This window comes from Longimicrobium sp. (genome assembly GCA_036387335.1).
GTDB lineage: Bacteria > Gemmatimonadota > Gemmatimonadetes > Longimicrobiales > Longimicrobiaceae > Longimicrobium.
Genome location: DASVTZ010000126.1, coordinates 22556 through 43212 on the forward strand (window position 1 = coordinate 22556; position 20657 = coordinate 43212).

Genomic DNA, 20657 nt, shown 5'->3' on the forward strand with positions numbered 1-20657 from the left:
GGGTCAATCCACGAGGGAGCGCTCGAGTTGGCGGAGGCTCGCCGCCGCTTCCACCCCGAAGATCGAGACCGTGTCGAGCTCCTGGGCCGCGATATCGGCGGCGAGCCTCCGCTTCACCTGGTTGTCGAAGAACACCTCCGTGCACTCTGCGAGCGCGCTCCGAACGCGACCCGCGAGTGTCCCCCACTTCTTGTCCACCTTGTTCAGCTCTTCCAGCGCATCGACGAAGGCGGTGTTGAAGCGGGAGATCTCCCACTCGCCGAAGGGCTGGCTGTACGAGAGCTCGATTACCTGCTCGCGACTGAGCGCGGAGGCGTCGAGCATCTCGGGTGCGGTAAGGGAGCGGGTCTCGCCGCCATCCTGGCCGGGAACGGAGACGTCTTCCCCGACCGGCTGGAACGACGGGATGTCATCGTCGGCGGAGAATGGGTCGTCCCGCAGCAGCCCGAGCACCACCTCCTGCTTGGGCTTGCTGCTCGAACTAATCTTCAGGTCGCCCGGCAGCGGCTGGCCGTATCCCGCCTCCAGCACGCGCTGGAAGAGGCGCGTGTACGGCTTGGACAGCGGAGACTGGTTCCAGTGCTCGAACTGCGTCAGCCAGTTGAGGTAGCTCGCGCCGTTCCCCGCGAAGAAGAGCGCGTCCGGCGGGCTGCCCTGCGACGGCTCCAGCGAGCGGAGGCGCAGGCCCACGTTGTAGAGGATCGCGCTGTAGAAGTAGGCGATGCACGCCTGTACGCTCATGAACCACGGCTCGCCCGCCAGCGCCCCGCAGTGCTCCGCGAACCAGGGCTGGCGAACCAGGTAGGTGAAGCGCGTGTGCTCGGTGGGGTAGCGCCGCAGGACGTTGAGGGGCGCGCCGCGAAGCCCGTTCCTTTCGGCCCAGCTCTGGAGTCGTCCATAGATCGAGGGCTCCGCCCCGTCGCCCGCGATCAGGTCGCGCCCCCCGAACAGCATGGACATGCGAAGCACCGGCCCGCCTTTGGCGAAGGCGGTGATGTCGGTGGTGCCGCCTCCCACATCTGCCGTCAGCTTCATGGTCTTCGCCTCCACCGAGAAGCTGGAGCGCGAGGCCGGGTCCGAGCCGAAGAAGAGCATCGATGCGGTGCTCTCGTCCAGGTAGCGGAGGGGGAGCGCGGGCGTGCTCCCCCCGGGCTGCCCCTTGGCGCGAAAGCTCCGGATGGCGACCTCCCACTCCTGGCGCGTGGAGGCTCGGCGGTTGCGCGAGAACGCGATCGGGTACGACACCCTGAATTCCATCTCTTCGGTGCGGGCGCCACGGGCCAGTGCCTCGGCGTGCACCACCTGCAGGATCTGGTGGAGGAAGAGCCGCGTCAGCCGGCGCGTGTCCGCGCCGCCGCCCCCCCACTTGAGGTCGCCCACCAGCACATTGTTCTGCTGCTGCCCTCCGTCGCCCCCGATCTCGCCGCTGAACGGGATGTTGGCGGTGAAGGCGGGAAGATCGGCGAGAGGGCTCTCTGGTCCCGCGCCACGGCTCTTAAAGATGACGGTCGAGAACGGCTCCCCCTTGAGCTCGGCGGGAAAGAAGAAGGTGTCAAAGTAGGTGCCGGCGCTTTCGGCCTCGTCCCCCCCGGTCAGGTCGAACCGGGTAGCATGCGACACCTGCAGAGGGCGCGGAGCGGAATCCTGCGGGTCGACGTGCGCAACGACGGTATTGGAGGTGCCGAAGTCGATCGCCACTGTCCACGCGGGGAACGTCGGCTCCGGAACGCTCCGCAGCCGGGGGAGCACCACCCCCTCGGCCGCCTGGGAGCGGAAGTGGCGGCTGCGGAGCCGGATCGCCTCCGCCGGACGCCCGAAGTGGTAGAGCACCGTGCTCTGGTCGCGGCGGATGCTCTGCGCCGTCACACGCTCGCCGCCCGCGCCGATATCCACGTCGAACTCCTCGCCGGCGTCGCCGCCCTCCAGGTAATGGATCAGGTAGAAGTCGCTCCATCCCGCCGCGCTCCCCTCCGGCTTGAACCCGGGCCACAGGCTCAGGTGCGACGTCGCGCCGGTGAAGCCGTCGTAGGTACGCTGCACCGCCACCGTCCCCCCCCGGGTGGGGACGGCGAGCGTAAACCTCACCTGTGGCCGGTCTCCCCCCGAGAGGATCTTGCAGGTAAGCATCCCCGGCACGTCTTGGGCCCGGAAGAAGTCGAAGAAACGCTCCTTGAGAGGGAGCAGGATGCGGGAGGCGAGCGCCGGGTCGCCCTCCAGGGCCGCGCCGTACACGCGGTCGGCGTGGAAGGGCGCGTCGACGATTAGAAGCTCCTCGGACAGGAAGTCGCTCTCGGGGAAGATCCAGGGTTGCTTCCATGCCGTGCCGGGAAGGACCTGGCGGTCACTCTGCGCCTCGGCCACGGTGCCCCTGGGCCGCGGGAGCCAGGGGAAGTAGAGGTCCTGCGAGCTTCGGCCGCTGTTGTCCAGCACCAGGGGGATGTCTCCGCCCGAAGGCGCGAGGCGTGTGGGCTGGAGCGAGAGCGTGCTCCCGAGCGACGCTTGGGCAAGCCGGTGCAGCACCACGCCCGGCACCGGTTCCATCTGGGTCTCGGCGTACGCCAGGGGCTCGCTCGGCAGATCCACGTCGGCGAGCTGTGCCTTGAGAAGGCTCTTCAGCTCTTGGAGCTCGGTGAGCGCGCCCAGCGAGCTCGCGTCCAGCTGCGGGATCAGCCGGTCGCGCACGTACTGCCCAAGGAGCACCGGCCGCTCGGCCAGCGGGCGCAGCGGGCGCGACCCGCCGTAGTACCCGGGAACGGACGCGTGCTGGGCTTCGGGCGTGAAGAACAGCGTGAACGGCGAGAAGGCGAAAAGAATGGGACCGTCCTGCGCCAGCCCGTTGAACACCACCGTGACGTCCGTGAGCGTGGTGCGCGGCTGCCGCTCCACCACCGGCGCGAGGTCGCGCAGCGCGGTGACGAACCGCCCGACCCCCCGGCTGCGCGAAGCCGCCGCGCAATCGTGCAGGTTGTCTATGGAGATGGTGCGGGAGCGGAGCGAAACCCCAAAGATGAACGCCTGGAACAGGACGATCTCCATCGAGTCCAGGATGTCGTTGAGCGCGTCTTCGTGGAAGGGGTGCCCCTGGTCCACGATCGCGTCGCGAAACAGCTGGACGCGCGCCCACGGGTTCGGTATCGACGAGATCCGTCCCCGCTTCGCGCGATCCTCGGCCTGGCGCAGGTCCACCTTGGTCAGCTCGTCGGGCAGCTTGATCTCGTGCCACTCTCCCGCCGGGGCGCGCGTTACGCCGGCGTCTTTCACGAGCGGGTGCAGGAGCAGTCGGCTCATCGCGTTGTTCCTGGATCAGGTGGTGGCGTACCACTCGGTGACGAAGAGGCGGGTCCCGGCTTCCATGTAGCGCAGGAGGCCGGGAAGCCCCGCCCCCTTGGGAACACGCGCGCGGTTGTACCACGAGAATATCTCCGCCAGCGACGCGAGCTGGTCCTCGCCGCCCTTCCCAAAGATCCCCAGCCGTTTCGGCTTCTGCCGCGGTGCGAAGCCCGCTAGGCACTTGTCCACGGGCGGGAGACGGAACTCCGTCTCCGGGTTGTCTCCCCCTGACCTCGCGTACTCGTCGGGCGTCCGGATCGCCCGCCCGCTGGCACCCTCAAACGTCACCAGACGGACGGGGACGTAGTTTTCCGACACGGCACGCAGGTAGCCCCACACAGAGCCGAAATACCGCCCCAGCGCGTCGAGCGCCGCGCTCTGGGTGCGGACGAACTCCGGCGCGAGGGCGATCTCGTGGACCCAGGCCTGGCTGCGCAGCTCGTCGATGATGGCCTGCTGCTCCGCGCCGCTCCGCGTGGGGCCAAAGTACTGGAGGAAGAAGTTGGCGGCGACGAGGAACGCCTGCAGATCGCGCCGCTCCTCGGTCCCGAGCGGAAGGTCGCTCCACGTGGGCTGCTGGCCTGCCACGGTGCTGTAGCGGACGCGTGTGGGAGCGCCGGGCTCGTGCGGGCGCTGCGCGAAGTCCAGCGCCGCCAGCGCGGCGTAAAGCTCCACCACGTGCGGATCGTTCTTTTGGCCCGCGCCCCCGGCGGAGTACAGGGGGCGCGGCCGAGGGAGCGACTGGTCGTCGCCGATGACGTAAAGCGCTCCGTACTCCGAGTGGCCGCGGACGTAGGTGGGGAGAGCCGCCGCCGTATTGCGCAGGAACACCTCGCTGTTTGGCTTCAGCCTTCCATCCTGCCGCTCGCCCTGGCCGGGTTCCTCCAGGGAGTAGTAGGGCGTCACGAGCGCGGCGCCGAGCGCCGCCCGCTGGATTCCCTCCGCCGCCAGCACCTTTGCCAGCACGGGAAGCGCCGACGCTCCCGTGCCCCCGAAGATGGAGCCGGCCACGAAGAACGCGGCCGAGGTGTCGCCGCGGGCGCTGCTCATGAACTGGCGGAAGAACTCCGACTCCCGGATTCCGTGCATCAGGATGGAGCCGATGGAAGGGTTTCCGCGGAACCCTTCGCGGAGTGGCTCCTTCTGCTGCCCCGGCGAGAAGAGGAGGTCCAGGAGGGTGGCTGCGTCCGCGCAGTCGCCCGTCATCCGCTGGCGCTCGGTGAAGCGCTCCAGCGTCACCTGTCCCACATCGTCCGTGCTTCCGCTCCCCAGCGGCGACCACACGGATTCGGCCGGGGCCGTGCGGATCAGCGCCGTGCGGAAGAACCCCTGCTCCGGGTTGCCGAACGCCTCCCGCACGAGGGCGTACTGGCGCGTCAGCTCACGCGCGCGGGCTACCGCGGGGTTCGCCGCGTCCGCGTCGATCAGCATCACCGCTAGCCGCGCCGGGCCGAGCCCCGCGGCGCAGAGAGCGAGGAGCGGCTCCACCGACAGTGCGCCGGTTCCCCCCACGGCGAGGTAATAAAGCGTGTTGGTCGACATGGCCTAAAAGCGGAAAGGGAACCGCGAGTTGTTGATCCACGTGGCGCGGCGCGTCCAGCGGGCCACGAGGGAAAGGAGCCAGCTGAAGAGCACGAAGAGGATCAGAGACTGGACGAGTGCCACCGAAGCTCGCAGGAGGGCGTACTGCGACGGAATGCGGGTGGTGGCCTCGCCGTAGCTGCACCCGGCGGTGCTGACGGGTACGAGGCTGAGGTAGACGTAGCAGACCAGTGCGGTGACACCGGCACCCGCCACGAGCCACTTCCACCAGCGGGCTTTGAACTGGTGCCCCATCGTCCGCGTCTCGTATGCCCCGAGCACCAGCAGGATCGCTAGGAGCAGGGTAATGCCGGTCGCGACGCCGAAGGCGGAGACCCAGTCGGCTTCGGCGATCACGGGACGCGCCGTGGAGATCCCGCCCTCGGGGGATACGGGGCAGACCGTGAGATCCGCGAACATCTGAGGGCGCGCGGCCCACCAGTGGATCAGCTCTTTGGACATGGCTCAGTAAAGTGCGACGTAGAAACCCGCCAGGCGGGCCGGCTCGGCCTGCAGCTGGGAGAAGAGGGTGCTCAACCCGTACGTGCGCGTGGCGTCGCCCTGCCGCGGGGCATCGAAGCGGGCCAACCACGCAGGCCTTCCCGTGGAGACCAGCTCCACGCGATAAGCGCTCGGGGGTATACCGGGCCGGGTACGGATCTCCAGTGGCACTCGGATCCGGCTCCCGTCCACGACGGGAGCGCTCGGCGCGACCCACGCCTCCGTTGCGTCCACGTCCCGCCACTGCGCCCCGGCTCCGCAAAGGGGCGACCGGCTCACCCGCGTGCGGAGGGTGTCGGTCGCGGTGAACCGGGCCAGGCTTCCGGCGACGTCGAACCCCACCTCGGTCTGGACCACCGCTCGCGTAGCGGGAGGCGAAGCGTGCAGCAGAAGCCGGAGAGGACGTCCGGCCCCCGCCGGGTAGGGCGCGAACTCTCCGGGTGTCCCGACGAACCGCGTTGCGCCCACGCGGGTCCGCACCAGGGTGTCGGACAGGCTGGGAGAGACGTGCAGGTATGGCATCGCGCCCATCAGCCGCGGAAGCACGGCGGGTGCGGCCGAGCCCGGCAGGAAGGCGAAGACGTAGAGGGGGCAGCGGAGGTTGGTGCGGGGGGTGTCCGTCCAGCACCCGGCGCTGTCACTTCGCACCTGCTGGAAGCGAGCCTCGACCGCGCCGACCGCGAATACGGAACCGATTGCCCCGTTCCCCGGCGAGCCTGACCACTGCTGGGCGAGCCGGCCGAGCCGCTGGTACTGCGCGATCGCCGAGGCCCCGTCCCCGCGTCGCCCGTCGGTGACGACGAGGTGCACCGACGCCCGTCGCGAATCCGCCTCCACCGCGTCCAGCACGTCCTCGAGCTGTGTGTTGTTGTCGCCGTAGAACTCCTGCCGTACCAGCTGCGCTATGACGTCCTGGTTCGTCGGCGCCGCCACCGGCCGGAGCGCGCTGCCAAACCCGTATACCTGTAGGCGCGGGAGGGAAGCCAGCCGGCTCAACACTGACCGGAGGCTGGAACTGCCGGGTGCAACGCCGAACCCGGTGGAGAAATCCCGGTCCAGATAGCCAGCCATACTCCCCGAACGGTCCACGTACAGCCTCACGGGGAACGACTGACGCGTGATCTGCACGGTATGTTCGGGTCGCAGTGGAGATGCCACCCTGTCCATTCGGGATAGCGCCCCCTGGAGCGTGGCACAGGCCTGCTCCGCGTTCGGCTGCGGGCATGCCCCCAAGCAGGCCAAACTCGCCACGAAAAGGAGCTGGCGATTCAGAGTTGTGCTCATCTATGCCGTAGCCCCGCGGAGCAGGGGTGTGGAGCGGGTGACGGGAGGAGTAAAGCGACTGCGGCACTCCCAAGGTAAAGATCCAAACAAATGCCGCAAGAGGGTGCTTCAACGCGCATCCGCCTTGACGCGTTCAGGTGCGGCCGCGGGGTTGCTTCAGCGGGGAGCCAGACTGGCGGTTGGGCCTCTGCGCATACAGCGTTCGCAGACGGTCGCAAAAATGGTGTGCCCAGCATGGGCGATGGGTCCGCAGGTGACGTCTCGGTCGGCGGCCCGCCCGGAGCGGACGCCAGTCTCCTCCAAGCCGTCCGGCCCGGGGGCGGCGTCGACATCTGCCAGCATCACGAATCACGTACCGCCGTTCGATCAGCCCGACGCCGTACACCGACTTCGTCGACCTGCCCGGGTACGTCGTCGTCGGGAGACTCTCCTTGCGGCTCCTGCGCCAATCCCCCGGGCGGTTGAGGGGAATCCGGAGATGTCGGCACCGGTTCACCGCGATGGAGGAGAGCTCCGAGCATGACTACGAAAAACGGAGGCCGGAACTCTCCCTCGGCGGCCCTGGCGCGGAGCAGCATCGAGCAGGCACTCAAGAAAACCAGAATAAAGACAATCAGCACCGCTTCGACCTGCCCGATTCCCGCAAGCCCGTACCCCGCCCGTGCCAGAGCCGCCCATCCGATCATCACGGCCACGCATGCCAGCAGTACTGCCAAAGTCTGCTTGAGGCGAATCATCTCACACCTCTACAGAAGGGGGACGGCCCTAGTCGCCATTCGCGCTCAAGGCATGAAGTAGGTGCTGGCAACGTCGAGTACCCCCTGATGAAACGATAGTAGGATGCCGGTGCCGATAAAGGCGAGCGCCACCTGGACCAGCGCCGTGGGGCCATTCGCGTCAGGGGTAACCGCGTCCATCGAGATCATGCAGCACAGAAGCAACCACGCCCCAGTGGTGAGGATGTTCACTGCGGCAGTGGCCAGACCAAGGTGATGAGTCCATGCTTTCACCGCAATGAATCGCCGGATGTATGGCAGTTTCACCGCCATCATTTCAAGCCCGATGGCAGCCAGAAAGCAGAGTGCCGCCGCTATGAAGAAGGGCTGCAGGGGTTTCCTCGCCGTTATCGGAGCGGGAAAGCAGTCTTCTGCGCCGCAGTCGTAAAGCTCCGCATCGTCCAGCAAGAGAACGCCTACGTTTACCGCCTCTGCAGAGCTGATCCGCGTATTCACGCGAAAGCATGGCGTCCGCTGCTCCGGACAGCTTCGATCCTCCGTCCAGACGAGAGGAACCGGGAATCCTCTCACCATGAGCCGAGCTTCACGTTTGGATTGGGATTGCGAGGCAACGCCACCCCGCAGTTGCCAGACACCAGGTTTTAGAAACGAGCGAATCAACACGAAGTTGCTGGCCGGATAAGCACGGAAAGGCGCGACAGGTATGCGGAACCGCTGGACATATTTCATGGAGTCCGTGAATACCACCGGCCACAACGTACTGCCTTCCATGATTTTGGGAGTAAAGAGATCGTCAAGGGCAAGACATCCGGTAGTCCCAACCGGGACCAGGGAGTCGTCCTTGTTTAGTACCAGGGAACCATCGGCGGTATGAGAGGCATTCCATGCCACGTACAACCGATCACCGGACGGTACAGACCGCGGCCACCGTCCTGTTGTTGCCAGATGCGTGAGAAGCGTGCGGTGAGAGCATGAATCAGAGGCTGTTCTGACGATGAACCCGTGGCGGAACGCCGGGGAGTGCGACGTCCCCTCAAATGAATAGCGCCTCGCAGGCTGGTAGATCGCAGATATCCCCTCGATCATCCGATAGCGATCCAGCCAATCGGCCGGCTCTTGTTGCGGGTTCGCATGATAGAATACGCATCTGTCGCCGGCTGCGCCGATCTCTCTCAGCCCTTTGAAAGCGTCGGGCAAGCCCAGCACGTGGCACGTCGAGTTGGAGAGGGGCGCGCGGAGAAATAGGTCAGCGGCCGGTTCGCGCCGACTTGGAAGCCCGGTAACATAGCCAAGTGCGGCTGGAAAGACCGCGTTCGGAGAGAAGAGGAGCAGATCGGTCACTGCCCCGCTCGAATATGGGAAATACCGGCCGGAGAATGTACGTCTCAGCAGGCTGTCGCCCCGCAGCGTGCTCAGATCCACATCCCAATAATCGTCCCTAACCACCCTTCTCGGCTGCGGCCAGTACGTGGAGTCGATCGCAAGGCGTGCATCTCCCCGAAAGCCAAGGACGTAAAGATCGACGCTCTTCTGTGCTTCACGGACGGCAGACCGGAACTCCTCTACGACAAGTTTCACCTCGTCGTCGGAAACATCCTCCGACGTCTCCTTGTTCGGCGAGAGCGATCCATCCGTAATGAGGACCACTGCGGGCCGACACGGATCATCCTGGAAGCGTTTCTGAATCGATCGTATGGCTCCGGCAAGGTCGCTGTCGTGCGTGGGGTACTTAAGGATCTCGCCTACGATCCTGTTCGCCTGGACAGGGCGTTCGCCGGTGACTTCTTCGATCCGTTCGACCTCGTTCTCCCTGGCACCAGGGAGCCGGAAGACGACGAGTCGGTCAGAGGGACGTAACGCGGAATGGAACGCTGAGAGGATCGCTGGATAGGCGTTCCGGGTGGAGGCGATCGGAGTGCTGAGAGATTGGTCGAACACAAGTGCGAGGCGGAGGGGCCCTTCCGGGCAAGGGTGCGGCTCGGCTTGCCCCGACACGGCTGACGGGGAAAAAAGCAACAGCCAGAGCGTGAACGCACCGAGGCGGGTACTTGGATCGCGCATACCAGGGAACTCGAATCAACGGACATTAATTAGGCCAGGCTTATGCAGGGCGCAGGCATATTATACGTCATTACCCGCAACCGCAACGAGTTTGTTTGTGGCGCAAGCCGGGTGGACGCACGGCTTGCGGCGAGAACCAGCTCGGGGCAGCGAAAGCGGTAGGGCATGGACTACCTGGCTGTCACTGTACGAGGAGGAGCCGCTCCGGAGGATGCTGGGCTTCCCTGGCCACAGGCAGTCGGACCGGAGATCGAATCGTTCTGCGAACGCAGTCCTGTCCGTCCAAGCCTCTTGGCATTCACTCTGCTGACCTCACACCAGCCTTACCTCCGCCACCAGCGCCTCCAGCGACTTCCTGGCGTCGCCAAAGAGCACGGCGATGTTTTGGGGAGATAGGAGAGGTCGTTCTCCACGCAGGAGTACCCGGCCGCCATGCTCCGCTTGAGGACGATGACGTTCTTTGCGTGGTCTGCACGTCGTTGGCGCCAATCACCAGTACCACGTCTGTGCGGGCGAGTTGCTTATTGATCTCGTCCATCTCGAAGAGGTGGTCGTACGGCACGTTGGCTTCGGCAAGCAGCACGTTCATGTGCCCCGGCATCCGCCCGGCGACGGGGTGGATGGCATAACGAACGGTGGCGCCGCGGGCGCCCAGGGAGCGCGCCTCCTACGCCGCGGCGGCCCGCACGTCGTACGCGGAGACCTGCGCGCCCAGCATCCGCGCGGGGGCGATCGCCTGCAGCCCCGCGACGCCCACGCCCAGCACCAGCACTTCGCCGGCCGCACCGCCCCCGCGGCCGTGGTGAGGAGAGGGAAGAAGGCGGGAGGCGCCTCCGCTGCTAGTGGCCGCAGCGCACGTGGACATACCGGCACGGGCGCTGCAGCTCCATCGCGGGATAATGGGGGCGGCGCACATCTCACCCAGCGCGTACGAGGCACCAGATGCCGGAGGATCGTGGTCGCCCGGATGACTTCGTCGTCACCCACACGCCGGTCGCGTACGGCTGGGGCGGAATGATCGTGCGGGACGGCGTGGGCGAGCCGATGCCAGACGAGATGGCGCTGGAGTTCGCGCTGCCGGAGTGGGCGGAGAACGTGCCCGACACCGGCCTGGTGGTCGACCTCTGCTTCACGGCCCTTCGCTACGACCTGGGTCAGCCTTCGAGTGGTCGCGCTCGAGACGCTGGCGCGGATAGCGGCGCGCCCGGAGCCGCTACCACGCGCTGACGAGGTTCGGCGCGAGATCCAGCGCGCGCTCAATGGCGACGATCCACACGTGCAATCGGCGGCGCGGGCAACGTTCGAGGCTGTCGTGCCTCACGAGGACAAAGGGTAGGCGGGTGTATGACCGCGGCTTGCGGATGTGAAGCGTCGCGGCGCCGCGCCAAGTCCTACAGGTTCTCCGCCTCCCTGCCCCGAACGTTTCCCGAGGTAGCGAGCCGCCGGATCCCCCGGCCGCGCGGTGAACGGGGAGCGCGCACATAGCCCGTCATCTGCCTCGCAAATGACGGGCTATGCGCAAAGGTTTGTTATCAGGGGGCAACAGTAACGGGCACGGCCCGGCTGGATCGTGGGACACCTTCACACTCCCGGCCCTACAACGAGAACGCGGGCAAGCGCCTCACCACGCGCCAGGTTCCATCTTCCTGTTCTCTAACCAGAGCCCAGTAGCCAAAGCCCACCGGGTGCGCAGCGTCCTCGTCAGCCTGGCGCGAGGGCGGTGAGCGGCGCATGTCCAGTATCGCCACCCGAACCCAGTAAGGCCCCTCGGCCGGAGGCGGGCTGCCTTCCGGTCGCTCGGCGATCTCGCCAAGGCCGACGAAAACGGCGTTCGTGGCTTCCGCGCAGCCGTAAACTCTCGGCGAAACCGAGCAGGTACCGTCGATCAACTTCTTCTCGCGCAGCTGAGCGACCAACGCTGGCCCGTGTGTCGCCTCATTTGCTTGCCGCGGCTCTGGAGTGATGGGCGACTCGTCGGGCACGGATGCCCCGCAATGAGGCATGCAGCCCACGCCGGAGCGGGTTTCCGAAAGCACGATACGCGCATCGGCGTACTCTGCCCGAACGCCCTGGAGCAGAAGCGCGTAAACGGAAGCGCTGTCCACCGGAGGAGGACCCCCGGCCAGCTGGAGCACCGCAAACAACGTCGTGATCATCGTAGTTCCGTCATCAACTGGCGCAGGCCTTTGCGGTTTCGTTCATCGTCATCCCCATGGGGGTCATCTGGTTGTGCTGGCAGTATCGAGACCCGCTCCCGTCCAGGTTGGGCATCCCGTGCAGTGCCTCATGCGCGATGGTCTTCGGCCCGATGGAGCCGGACCAGAGCCACATGGTGGGACCGGATCCGCACCCCCATACTCGAAGTAGGAGTGCCCGTTCAGGGTGGCTTCCTGACCGGCCTCGTTCACCACATACAGCCGGGTTGTCCAAACGCGAAGTCCGCGGCTGATCATCCGTTTAGCATTGGCCCGGATCTGACCGCAGAACCCGTCGCCCCGAATCAGTTCGATCGCCTGCTGCGCGTTAGCGAGCTCGGCCCTCCAGCATCTGTGCCGGTCGCGCCGGGTGGTGGCGCAATCTGCCGGTTTTGATGGTGGCGCTTCGTGGCGGGTGGGGTATGTGCCGGCTAGATTGGGGCCACTTCGCCTGCACTCTCCCCAGCTTCCCACAAGGACGGCACACCATGAAGCGCCTGTACACCTTCACCACCGCATGCGCCCTCGGAATGGCGCTCTCTGGATGTGTTCAGTCTCCCACCGCCGCAAACAGTGACGGACATACATTCGGGAGTGGAAACGCAACGGAAGCGAGATTCAGCCTCGGCGAGGCCGCCGGTGGAGGCACATTCGGTTCCGGGCACCGGGGTACAACGGGAGAGGCTCCCTCAGATACCTCCAGCGCGGCAACCGTCAACTCGACGGGCGGACAGACGACGGTCGATTCGGCGGCAGTCACGGAACGCGGCGGCTACACAATCGGGTCCGGCAACTGACCAGGATCAGCTGGATTCGATGTCCTTCCATTTCCGGAGCCGTGCAGCCAACCGCCGAGTCAACCCACGGACGAGCTCCGGCTCCGGGACCAGTTCCTCCCGCGGAGAGGGCTCTCGAAGTGCGATCCGCGCGAGCAGCACCACCGAGTCACTCAGTACCAGAGCGTGTTCGCGCCGCTGCGCAGCTTCACGTGCAGCGTTCGCGTAGCGCTCTGCCTTGCTCCAGTCGCGAAATGCTCTCGCCGCTTCCGCCAGGTGGATGAAGGCGGCGGGAGCGAACTCGTCGTGCAAGCCGGCCAGCCGTAGCACGCGCCCTTCGACTTCCTCGAAGCGCGCCACCTGCCCGGCACCAGCGGCTGCTCTGGCGAGTGTCGCCAGCATGACCGTTTCGACGGCGGGGCGCGGAGTGCCTGTCGTCGCCAGATCGAGCAGCGGCAGCGCGGCGGAGTAATGATGAAGCCGCACGAGGAGCCACGCCCAGTCGTGCGCCAGCGCAGGGAGCGCCGGGTGCCGCAAAGGGTACAGTCGAATCGCCTGGCGAAGATGTGCAGCGGCCTCCGGAATGGTGCCGATCTCCGCCGCGATCGTGAGAAGATCGTGGTAGGCCTCGGCCGCCTGACGCCGCCGGCCGGTCCTCTCGGCCCGGCGAGCTGCACGCTGGAAAACGACGCGGGCTTCACGGTGGCGTCCGAGCTCCGTCAGGAGTGCGCCGTAGCCCAACAGCGCACGAATGGCTTCGACCCGATTGTGAGCGCGCACGGAGAGCCGGAAGGCGCGGACGTACCAGGCTGCTGATCGTTCGTTGAGCGCGGCGCGCCGGCAGGTCCGGCCCGCCACGTTCGCACGCGACGCGTCTTCCTCGTCTGCATGGGCGGCGGCCTCGGCGAAGTGCACCGCGGTTTCCGTGATCCCGCGCCCCTCCGCCCAATTGTGGACGGCGTGGCACGCCTCAGCCAGTTGTGCTCCATTGAGCACGTCCGCCGCTCGCGCGAGCAGCGCAAACGTGCCAAACGCGTCTGCAAGCTCCGGGGCCTCGATCGCTGCGTAGGCCAACCGCTCGCGGACCTCGCGCGTGGGCTCCTGGGACAGGCCGCCTCGCCGGTCCGGGGGAGTGTCCACCCACGTCCATACCGCGCGCAAGGCGCGCCAGAGCGTGAGCCCCAGCGCGCCATCGACGTCATCGAGCACGGGCCAGCCCTCTGGCCGGCCGCGCGCGTCCATCCGCCACCCCGGCGCGGGCGGGACGATGTGCGGGCGTGCTGCTCTCTGGGGCGGCGCCTCCCGGTCTCCGGCCATTCGCGCCCTCGCGTATCCGACTATGCCCGATGAACCACGTTAGCGAGCCGATCTCGCAGGCGCCATAAAGTGTGGTCCGACCGTCGCGCATTGTCCTCGTGCACTTGGCCGCTCCGGATCGACTGAACGCGAGAACTCCGCGTCGGGCGCCGTTCCCCCCGTGCGCGGATCCGCAGGCGAGCCGCCGTGCACCGCCGTAACCGGAACAATTCGCGCTGCACCGGAAGAGAGGGCTCGCTGGTCGCTGGGAGGAACATCCAGAGCGCGTCCTCAGGGATCGCCATCTCCAGAGCAGTCATGTGCAGCCGCTGCATCTCGGCCCGCTCCTCGGGCGAGAGGCGGTTGATCTCCAGCTGAAGCAGCGCGGCGGCTCCCGCAGAGTGAGGGTGAAGCACGGCTCACGAGCCCGCCGGCATGTGGCGCATGAAGTTCCCGGAGGCCAGGCGAGACAAAGGACTGCGTGTTGGTCGGATCATGGGAGGTGGCCTCGAATGGAGTCGCCAGTCTGTCAACGGAACGGTAGCCTTCGAGAAACGTTCAACCTAGTGCCGTATGGTGGCGGGATTGGTTTGTCGACAAAATCCGCGTTGAGCGACCCGGGCGCGGCAAGAGAAAAGAGGCAGAATCGACCGCGCGAGTCGCTCCATCCCTTCCACGTTGCCACGCGCCGGGGCATCGGCACACCGAAAGCTAACCGGCCTCTACTCCAAACGTCGAAATCAGCATCGCTCTAGATCCGCTCCGGTTGCGCCACGTGTCGGACAGCGATGTGCGTCTCCTGGCAGAAGACGATTCCGTTTCGGACCGGTACGCCTTAGCTTCAACAGGCCGTAAGATCTATTGGGTTGTACCCTGCGGAGGGTTGCCGCATCCGACCGGCATCTACGGTCCTCCACTCCGGGTACGCCTCGGCTGCACCGTCGACGTTCCCGCAACGATGAGAGAGGCGGCTCTGAGCCAGTTCTGGACCCACCAATCGGTTCGCAAGTTCGCAGGTGACGCGGACCCCGTTGCCGCAATCACTCACCATGCACGAACGGTGGTGCTGCGGGCGATGGATGCAGGATGGTCTGGCCCACCGTTCGATCCACTCGCCCTCGCAGAGTTCCTAAAAATTCCTGCGATGCCTACCGATGCGGTTCGCGACGCCCGCACCGTCCCAATTGGCACCCGCGGTTTACAGATCGAGTTCAACCCAAACCGTCCTCGTGGTCGCGTTCGGTACTCTGTGGCGCATGAAATTGCGCATACGTTTTTCCCGGACTGCGCGGAACAGGTACGCAACCGTGCGCCACACTTGACGCTTGAGGGCGACGACTGGCAACTAGAAGCATTGTGCAACATCGCGGCAGCCGAAATCGTCATGCCGATCACCAGCGTTTCGGTCCCCGCCGACGAGCACCCCGATATCGAGCGGCTTCTAACAGAGCGTGAACGGTTCGATGTCTCAACCGAAGCAATCCTTATTCGAATTGCGCGTGCTTCCACCCAGAAGATGGCGATGTTTGTCGCCTCCCGCACACCTCAAGGCAGGTACCGCGTCGACTATCTGGTCCCATCACCCGCCTGGGGAGTCCCGGGTGTTCGGCCGGGATTGGTGCTCCCGACCGGGTCCCATGTGGCAGAGTGTCTCAGCATTGGGTTTACTTCCGCCGGTGAGGAATCCTGGGGGCGGAGCGATATACCCGTGCATGTGGAGTGCGTAGGGATTCCGCCGTACCCGGGGGGGAAATTCCCGCGCGTTACAGGACTCGTTTGGCGCCCCGACGAAGTCGCCGCTCAAGGCGCATCCGAGTGGATCCGTTACGTCCGCGGGGACGCCACCGAACCTCGAGGCGAACGCTCGTTGATCGTCCATGTGGTTAACGATGCGAGCCCTACGTGGGGCGGGAGTGGATTCGCGTCGGTGCTTCGTCGCGTATATCCGAACGTACAGCGGTCCTTCAAGACCTGGTGGGTAGGAACGCCAGGACCTCGCCTGGGCCGGCTCCACCTAACTGAAGCTACCGCAGGTATATGGGTTGCGAGCGTCGTCGCGCAGCACGGGTATGGCCCGTCTTCGACCCCGCGCCTTCGCTACGAGGCACTACAAGAGGGTTTAGAGAACGCGGCTGCCGCGGCGGTTTTGCACGACCTTAGCGTACATATGCCGCGCATCGGTGCGGGTCAGGCGGGGGGAAGGTGGGAAGTGATTGAGGATATGATCCGGGACGCGTTCGCGCGGACGGGCCGGCGTGTTACCGTGTACGATTTGCCGATGGGTACCTCTAGGTCCGCAGCGCCTACGCACGTCGGGGAGGCGTAGGTGCCACGCAGAATCGTACTGCTCTCAGGGCACGTCGCTACCGGAAAGTCCGACGTCGCTGCGGCCCTAGACGAGCGTTTTGGGGTTCGCCTCTTCAAGACCCGAGAGGTGATTCATCAATTGAAGAAGGTGGAGCCGGAACGTGGTGCGCTTCAAAGGGCGGGGGAGGCGTTAGATCGGGAGACCAAGGGAGCGTGGGTCGCAACCGAGTTGCGCCGCTTCATTGACACGATGGGTCCAGAGGGCGCGGAGTCGATAGTCGTTGTGGATGCGGTCCGGATACGGGCCCAATGCGACGCAGTGCGGCGCGCCTATGGGTCAAGGGTGATGCATGTGCACCTCACTGCGTCCAAGGCTGTGCGCGAGGAGCGGTTTGGGTCCCGCGAGGGCGAGGTGCAGGAGCTTGCGAGCTACGATGCTGTCCTTGAGAACCGAACGGAGCAACAGGCGGACACACTCAACGACATCGCGGATATCGTGGTGAACACGGAGCGTAACACGATCGCCGATGTAGTCGTGCGGATCGCGAGCCGAATTGGTCTCTACGGGCGAGGCCTCGACCGGACTGTTGATGTTCTCGTAGGTGGGCAGTGGGGCAGTGAGGGAAAGGGGAACGTCGTCGGTTATCTTGCTCCCGAGTACGACGTTCTGGTGCGGGTGGGTGGTCCGAATGCGGGCCATCAAGTTTATCAGGAACCGGTGCCGGACACATTTTACCACCTCCCTTCCGGGACCAACCGAGCGCCGCATACCGAGATAGTTCTTGGACCTGGGGCGACGCTTGAGCCCGTGCGCCTCCTCGAGGAGATAAATAAAGCGCATTTGGACCCGAGTCGGTTACGCATTGACCCGCATGCGATGATCATCGAACCTGGCGACCTAGCAGAGGAGGCTCGGCGCCTCACTGGCTCGATCGGCTCCACGGGTCAGGGTGTCGGTGCGGCTACTGCGCGCAAGGTTCTCAGAACCGGAGCGAAGCGGAAGGTGCGGCTCGCTAAGGACTTTCCCGGCCTGAAGCCGTTCTTGCGCCCGACGCTCGACGTACTTGATCGCGCGTATGCGGCTGGCAAGCGGATTTTCCTGGAGGGCACGCAGGGGACTGGTCTCAGCCTTCATCACGGCGAGTACCCTTATGTCACATCCCGCGATACCACAGTGAGTGGATGCCTCGCCGACGCTGGAATTGCTCCAACGAGGGTCCGCCGGATCGTGATGGTCTCTCGGAGCTATCCTATCCGCGTGCAGGACCCGCCCGGTGGAACCTCTGGGCACATGCCAATCGAACTTGACTGGAAGACGGTAGCGAATCGCGCGGGCCTAGACGCTGCCGAACTCAAGGCGCGTGAGAAGACGACGACGACAAAGCGCGATCGGCGTGTGGCTGAGTTCGACTGGACCTTGCTCCGGCGAGCAGCGACACTTAACGGTCCTACTGATATCGCGCTGAGCTTCACCGACCACCTTGACGCGGCGAATCGGGCAGCGCGACGCTTTGACCAACTAGTCCCGGATACTATCCAGTTTGTGGAGGAGATCGAGCGCGTAGCGGGGGCGCCGGTCTCCCTCATTGTGACCCGGTTCGACTACCGGAATATTATCGACCGTCGCCAATGGTGACGCGGTTGCCGCCGACCGGCCGTTCAACAACCCACAACACCTGCCCATGGCCTTTTCGCTTGCGGAATTTGCACGAGTCCGACCATACGCGTTTCACCTCACAAGCGCCGCCAACCTTCCGCGGATCCGCAGGGAACGCCGATTATACCCGACTCTGCAACTCGCCGCCCTTGCCGGACGCACTCACCTTGCACGCGAGCACCGGCCAGTGAGCGTTTGTATTGAGATCGACGGAGAAGTCGTGCACCTGCGGGACCAGGCACCGCTCCGGGCGAGTAACGTCGTCCTTTCCGATACATGGACGTTCGGTGATGTGGTCGAGATGCTGAATAACCGCGTATTCTTCTGGCCCGGTAGTGATACTCGCCCGATCCCGTCGGGGCAGCGCCACTTCGAGAGGTACGCTAATGAGTCTATAGCCATCCTCCGGGTCCCGACCGATCTCCTCTTCAACAGCAACCCTCTCCCTGTGCCGGAATTTTGCAAGTGGAACTCGGGGGCACCGCGGTGGACGCGCGGCATTCGACCTGTCCGAGGGGCTGACACATTTCTCACCGCAGACCAGTCTCCATACCGTGCGTCTGCTGTAGTGGAGCTTACGTTCCCGGGGCCAGTCCTCCTGCCCGACCCTACTCATCTGACCTACGCGGTAAACGGTACCTGGGAAGCGCTGTGAGAGAGGCGCCTCGAGTTCTTGAATGTGATCCCAACCGGCCGCCGATGGATGTCCGGGAGAGCCGAACGATGCAGATAGTGCACGCATTCCCGAGTGTCGACGGGATAACGACCAAATACGTATTAGATGCGGGCGATGCGCTTGTGGAGTGCACCTATGTCGACCGCCCGGAGAAGCATATCCTCTGCTTCTCGACAGCCGTTGGATGCCCTGTGCGCTGTGGGTTCTGCGCGGCGACGCCCTTCCGCCGCCGCATGTCCGCGGATGAAATGGTTGCGCAGGTGTACGCTGTTGTGGAGGCGACTGTGCCCTGGAAGGTGGAGAAGCCGGTGCTCTTTAGCGCGATGGGCGAAGGGGAGCCTCTTCTATCACAAGGTGCCGCGGAGGCGCTACTTGAGGCGCTCCAAAGACTCATGCATCTGCGTCAGTCGTCGCGGGCTGCGGTCTCCACTACAGCGATCAAGCCACATATCGTGACCTGGCTGTCGGAGTCGGCGCCCCCCGAACTCAAACTGCAGGTCTCACTTCATGCGACCACAGATGCTCAGCGCCGGACGGTGATCCCGCACGCTGCTCCCTTGGCGGAAGTGCTGGAAGCCGGCCGCGCGTTTCTTGCCTCCCGTCCCGGTATGCTCGAATGGAACTATGTCTTGATCTCGGGACTCAACGACGCACGCTCCGACGCCTTACGTCTAGCCTCAATTCTACGCCCTGGAGATGTTGTTAAACTCAACCGTCTAAACCCTGTTCTCAATGTCGCATGGCAGCCAAGTGAGCGAGTGGCAGAATTCGCCGCGATCTTGACCGCCTACGGTCTGCGTCCTGAACAGTATTGCACAAATGGGGTTGACGTAGCTGCGGCTTGTGGCCAGCTGAAGTCTCGGGTTGCCCTTTGGTACGACCGCTCGCCGGGGGTCTCATGCCTGCACGTAGGCGCGCGGTGACGAACAACGGTACTAGTGGCCCCTATCCCGAGCGCGCTGGTAGTGCGGAGAGCGGTGGCGACCGCCTCTCGCAGCATTCCGAGTCACAGGCCGCGAGCAATCGTCGTGAGACTCCGTCTGGCGCTGAACTGACTGCGGCGGTTGAGCGCGCCCATGCTCGCGCACTGGAGTATCATGATAACCTCGGTCGCGAGGCGGATCTGGCGCTGAAAGCGCTGAAGGCTCGTAAACCAAGTTCCTTAGAGGAGGCGATCCTTCGATTTCGTGAGCACCAGCGTCGGGATCCGCACCCTAATATCCCTGCGGGCCTGTTGCCATCCTCGTCTGCATGCACATACATCGCGGACACAGGCATGCTGTACCCGTTCAGCTTCTCTCGCGAAGACCTGCAACTGGCGTCGCTAGACCTTCCCCTGCTTGGGAGGGCCGTGCTGTGGGATGAGGAACTGAAGGAGAGGACAGTCGAGATTGCTGACGGCACCGCGTTCGAACTCCCGCCTAATTCAATTGCGTTCGTTACGCTCGAACCATACCTCCAGCTCCCCGACTATATCGCGATTAGATTCAACCTGCGCGTCCGGAATGTATATCGTGGCCTGCTCCTCGGGACCGGACCGCTCGTAGACGCGGGGTACCAGGGGCGCCTAGCATTTCCACTGCACAACCTGACCAACAATCCCTACAGGTTTTATGGCGGGCAGCGCATCGTCTCCGTTGAATTCACGAAGCTGAATACCACCCGAAATCAAAACACTGACGGCGGCAGTGTTTTGGAGAGCTCCACAAGCGGGGGGCTCGAAGCACCGTTTGTTGTACCGTTCCGCGAGCCGAAGCACCCGATTCCTGACCACCGCCGGGACGATCCCATCGCCGCGAATTTTCGCAAAGCGGGAGTAAGCCACGTCGAGAGTTCGCTGCCATCACTTGGCCTAAAGGTTGAGGAGCAGAGCAGAAGGGTTGATGAGAACCTCAGAAGTCAGAATGCACGCATTACCGCCGCGACGCGGTGGTTCACGGTCGGCGGTGCAATAGCTCTCATCGGAGCCCTTGTTACGCTAATCGGCATTGCATGGCAAGCTCAATCAGAGATGCGAGGTGTCGCTACCCACGAACGCGAGTTGATTGAACGGCTCACGGCAGCGCAACAAAAGGTCATAACCGACTCCCTCACAAAACTCGAACAACGTATCGTGCGCACCGAGGACGCAATCTGTGCTGCGGCTGGGGCGGCAGACACCTCCAGGAATCTCCCTGTCGAGCTCACGAAGCTTTGTCGATGACGTTACTGGAGATACGGCACGTGAGCTTCGGCCGCGGGCTCGGGGGAGCTGAA

At 64.9% G+C, this 20657-nt stretch carries 14 protein-coding genes; 4 read left to right on the forward strand and 10 right to left on the reverse strand.

From position 1 onward, the window contains the following. Positions 1 to 3: 3 nt before the first annotated feature. The 7 genes from VF647_11795 to VF647_11825 form a co-directional block, all read right to left on the reverse strand. The gene (locus VF647_11795; protein HEX8452773.1) at positions 4 to 3288 is read right to left on the reverse strand and encodes a hypothetical protein; all 3285 of its coding nucleotides are present in this window, start codon (positions 3286 to 3288) and stop codon (positions 4 to 6) included. A 15-nt stretch (positions 3289 to 3303) separates the two neighbouring features. Then, positions 3304 to 4872: a hypothetical protein gene (locus VF647_11800; GenBank protein ID HEX8452774.1), complete on the reverse strand. Its 1569-nt coding sequence runs from the start codon at positions 4870 to 4872 to the stop codon at positions 3304 to 3306. Between the two features lie 3 nt (positions 4873 to 4875). Next, positions 4876 to 5373 (reverse strand): hypothetical protein, encoded by a 498-nt coding sequence (locus VF647_11805; GenBank protein ID HEX8452775.1) that lies wholly within the window; start codon positions 5371 to 5373, stop codon positions 4876 to 4878. Between the two features lie 3 nt (positions 5374 to 5376). Next, the gene (locus VF647_11810; protein ID HEX8452776.1) at positions 5377 to 6345 is read right to left on the reverse strand and encodes a hypothetical protein; all 969 of its coding nucleotides are present in this window, start codon (positions 6343 to 6345) and stop codon (positions 5377 to 5379) included. Between the two features lie 692 nt (positions 6346 to 7037). Next, a complete protein-coding gene (locus VF647_11815) occupies positions 7038 to 7433 on the reverse strand; it encodes a hypothetical protein (protein HEX8452777.1) in 396 nt (131 codons plus the stop codon). A 45-nt stretch (positions 7434 to 7478) separates the two neighbouring features. Further along, complete coding sequence (locus VF647_11820) at positions 7479 to 9494, reverse strand: hypothetical protein (GenBank protein ID HEX8452778.1); 2016 nt, start codon at positions 9492 to 9494, stop codon at positions 7479 to 7481. 667 nt (positions 9495 to 10161) lie between these two features. Continuing rightward, positions 10162 to 10359 (reverse strand): hypothetical protein, encoded by a 198-nt coding sequence (locus tag VF647_11825; protein HEX8452779.1) that lies wholly within the window; start codon positions 10357 to 10359, stop codon positions 10162 to 10164. Between the two features lie 77 nt (positions 10360 to 10436). Between VF647_11825 and VF647_11830 the strand changes: the two genes are divergently transcribed. Next, positions 10437 to 10721: a hypothetical protein gene (locus tag VF647_11830; protein HEX8452780.1), complete on the forward strand. Its 285-nt coding sequence runs from the start codon at positions 10437 to 10439 to the stop codon at positions 10719 to 10721. A gap of 368 nt (positions 10722 to 11089) precedes the next feature. On the opposite strand, the gene VF647_11835 is transcribed toward VF647_11830, so the two are convergent. The 3 genes from VF647_11835 to VF647_11845 all read right to left on the reverse strand — a co-directional run bounded on the left by VF647_11835 (position 11090) and on the right by VF647_11845 (position 13674). Next, positions 11090 to 11650 (reverse strand): hypothetical protein, encoded by a 561-nt coding sequence (locus tag VF647_11835; protein ID HEX8452781.1) that lies wholly within the window; start codon positions 11648 to 11650, stop codon positions 11090 to 11092. 13 nt (positions 11651 to 11663) lie between these two features. Then, positions 11664 to 11825: a hypothetical protein gene (locus tag VF647_11840; protein ID HEX8452782.1), complete on the reverse strand. Its 162-nt coding sequence runs from the start codon at positions 11823 to 11825 to the stop codon at positions 11664 to 11666. 667 nt (positions 11826 to 12492) lie between these two features. Next, on the reverse strand, positions 12493 to 13674 hold the full coding sequence (locus VF647_11845) for a tetratricopeptide repeat protein (GenBank protein ID HEX8452783.1): 1182 nt from the start codon (positions 13672 to 13674) through the stop codon (positions 12493 to 12495). A 2413-nt stretch (positions 13675 to 16087) separates the two neighbouring features. Here VF647_11845 and VF647_11850 point away from each other — a divergent pair. The 3 genes from VF647_11850 (at position 16088) to VF647_11860 (ending at position 20604) form a co-directional block, all read left to right on the forward strand. Next, positions 16088 to 17704 (forward strand): adenylosuccinate synthetase, encoded by a 1617-nt coding sequence (locus VF647_11850; protein HEX8452784.1) that lies wholly within the window; start codon positions 16088 to 16090, stop codon positions 17702 to 17704. A 744-nt stretch (positions 17705 to 18448) separates the two neighbouring features. Further along, positions 18449 to 19324, forward strand: coding sequence for a hypothetical protein (locus VF647_11855; protein ID HEX8452785.1), 876 nt, complete (start codon positions 18449 to 18451; stop codon positions 19322 to 19324). A 353-nt stretch (positions 19325 to 19677) separates the two neighbouring features. Further along, positions 19678 to 20604: a hypothetical protein gene (locus tag VF647_11860; protein HEX8452786.1), complete on the forward strand. Its 927-nt coding sequence runs from the start codon at positions 19678 to 19680 to the stop codon at positions 20602 to 20604. Positions 20605 to 20657: the final 53 nt, after the last annotated feature.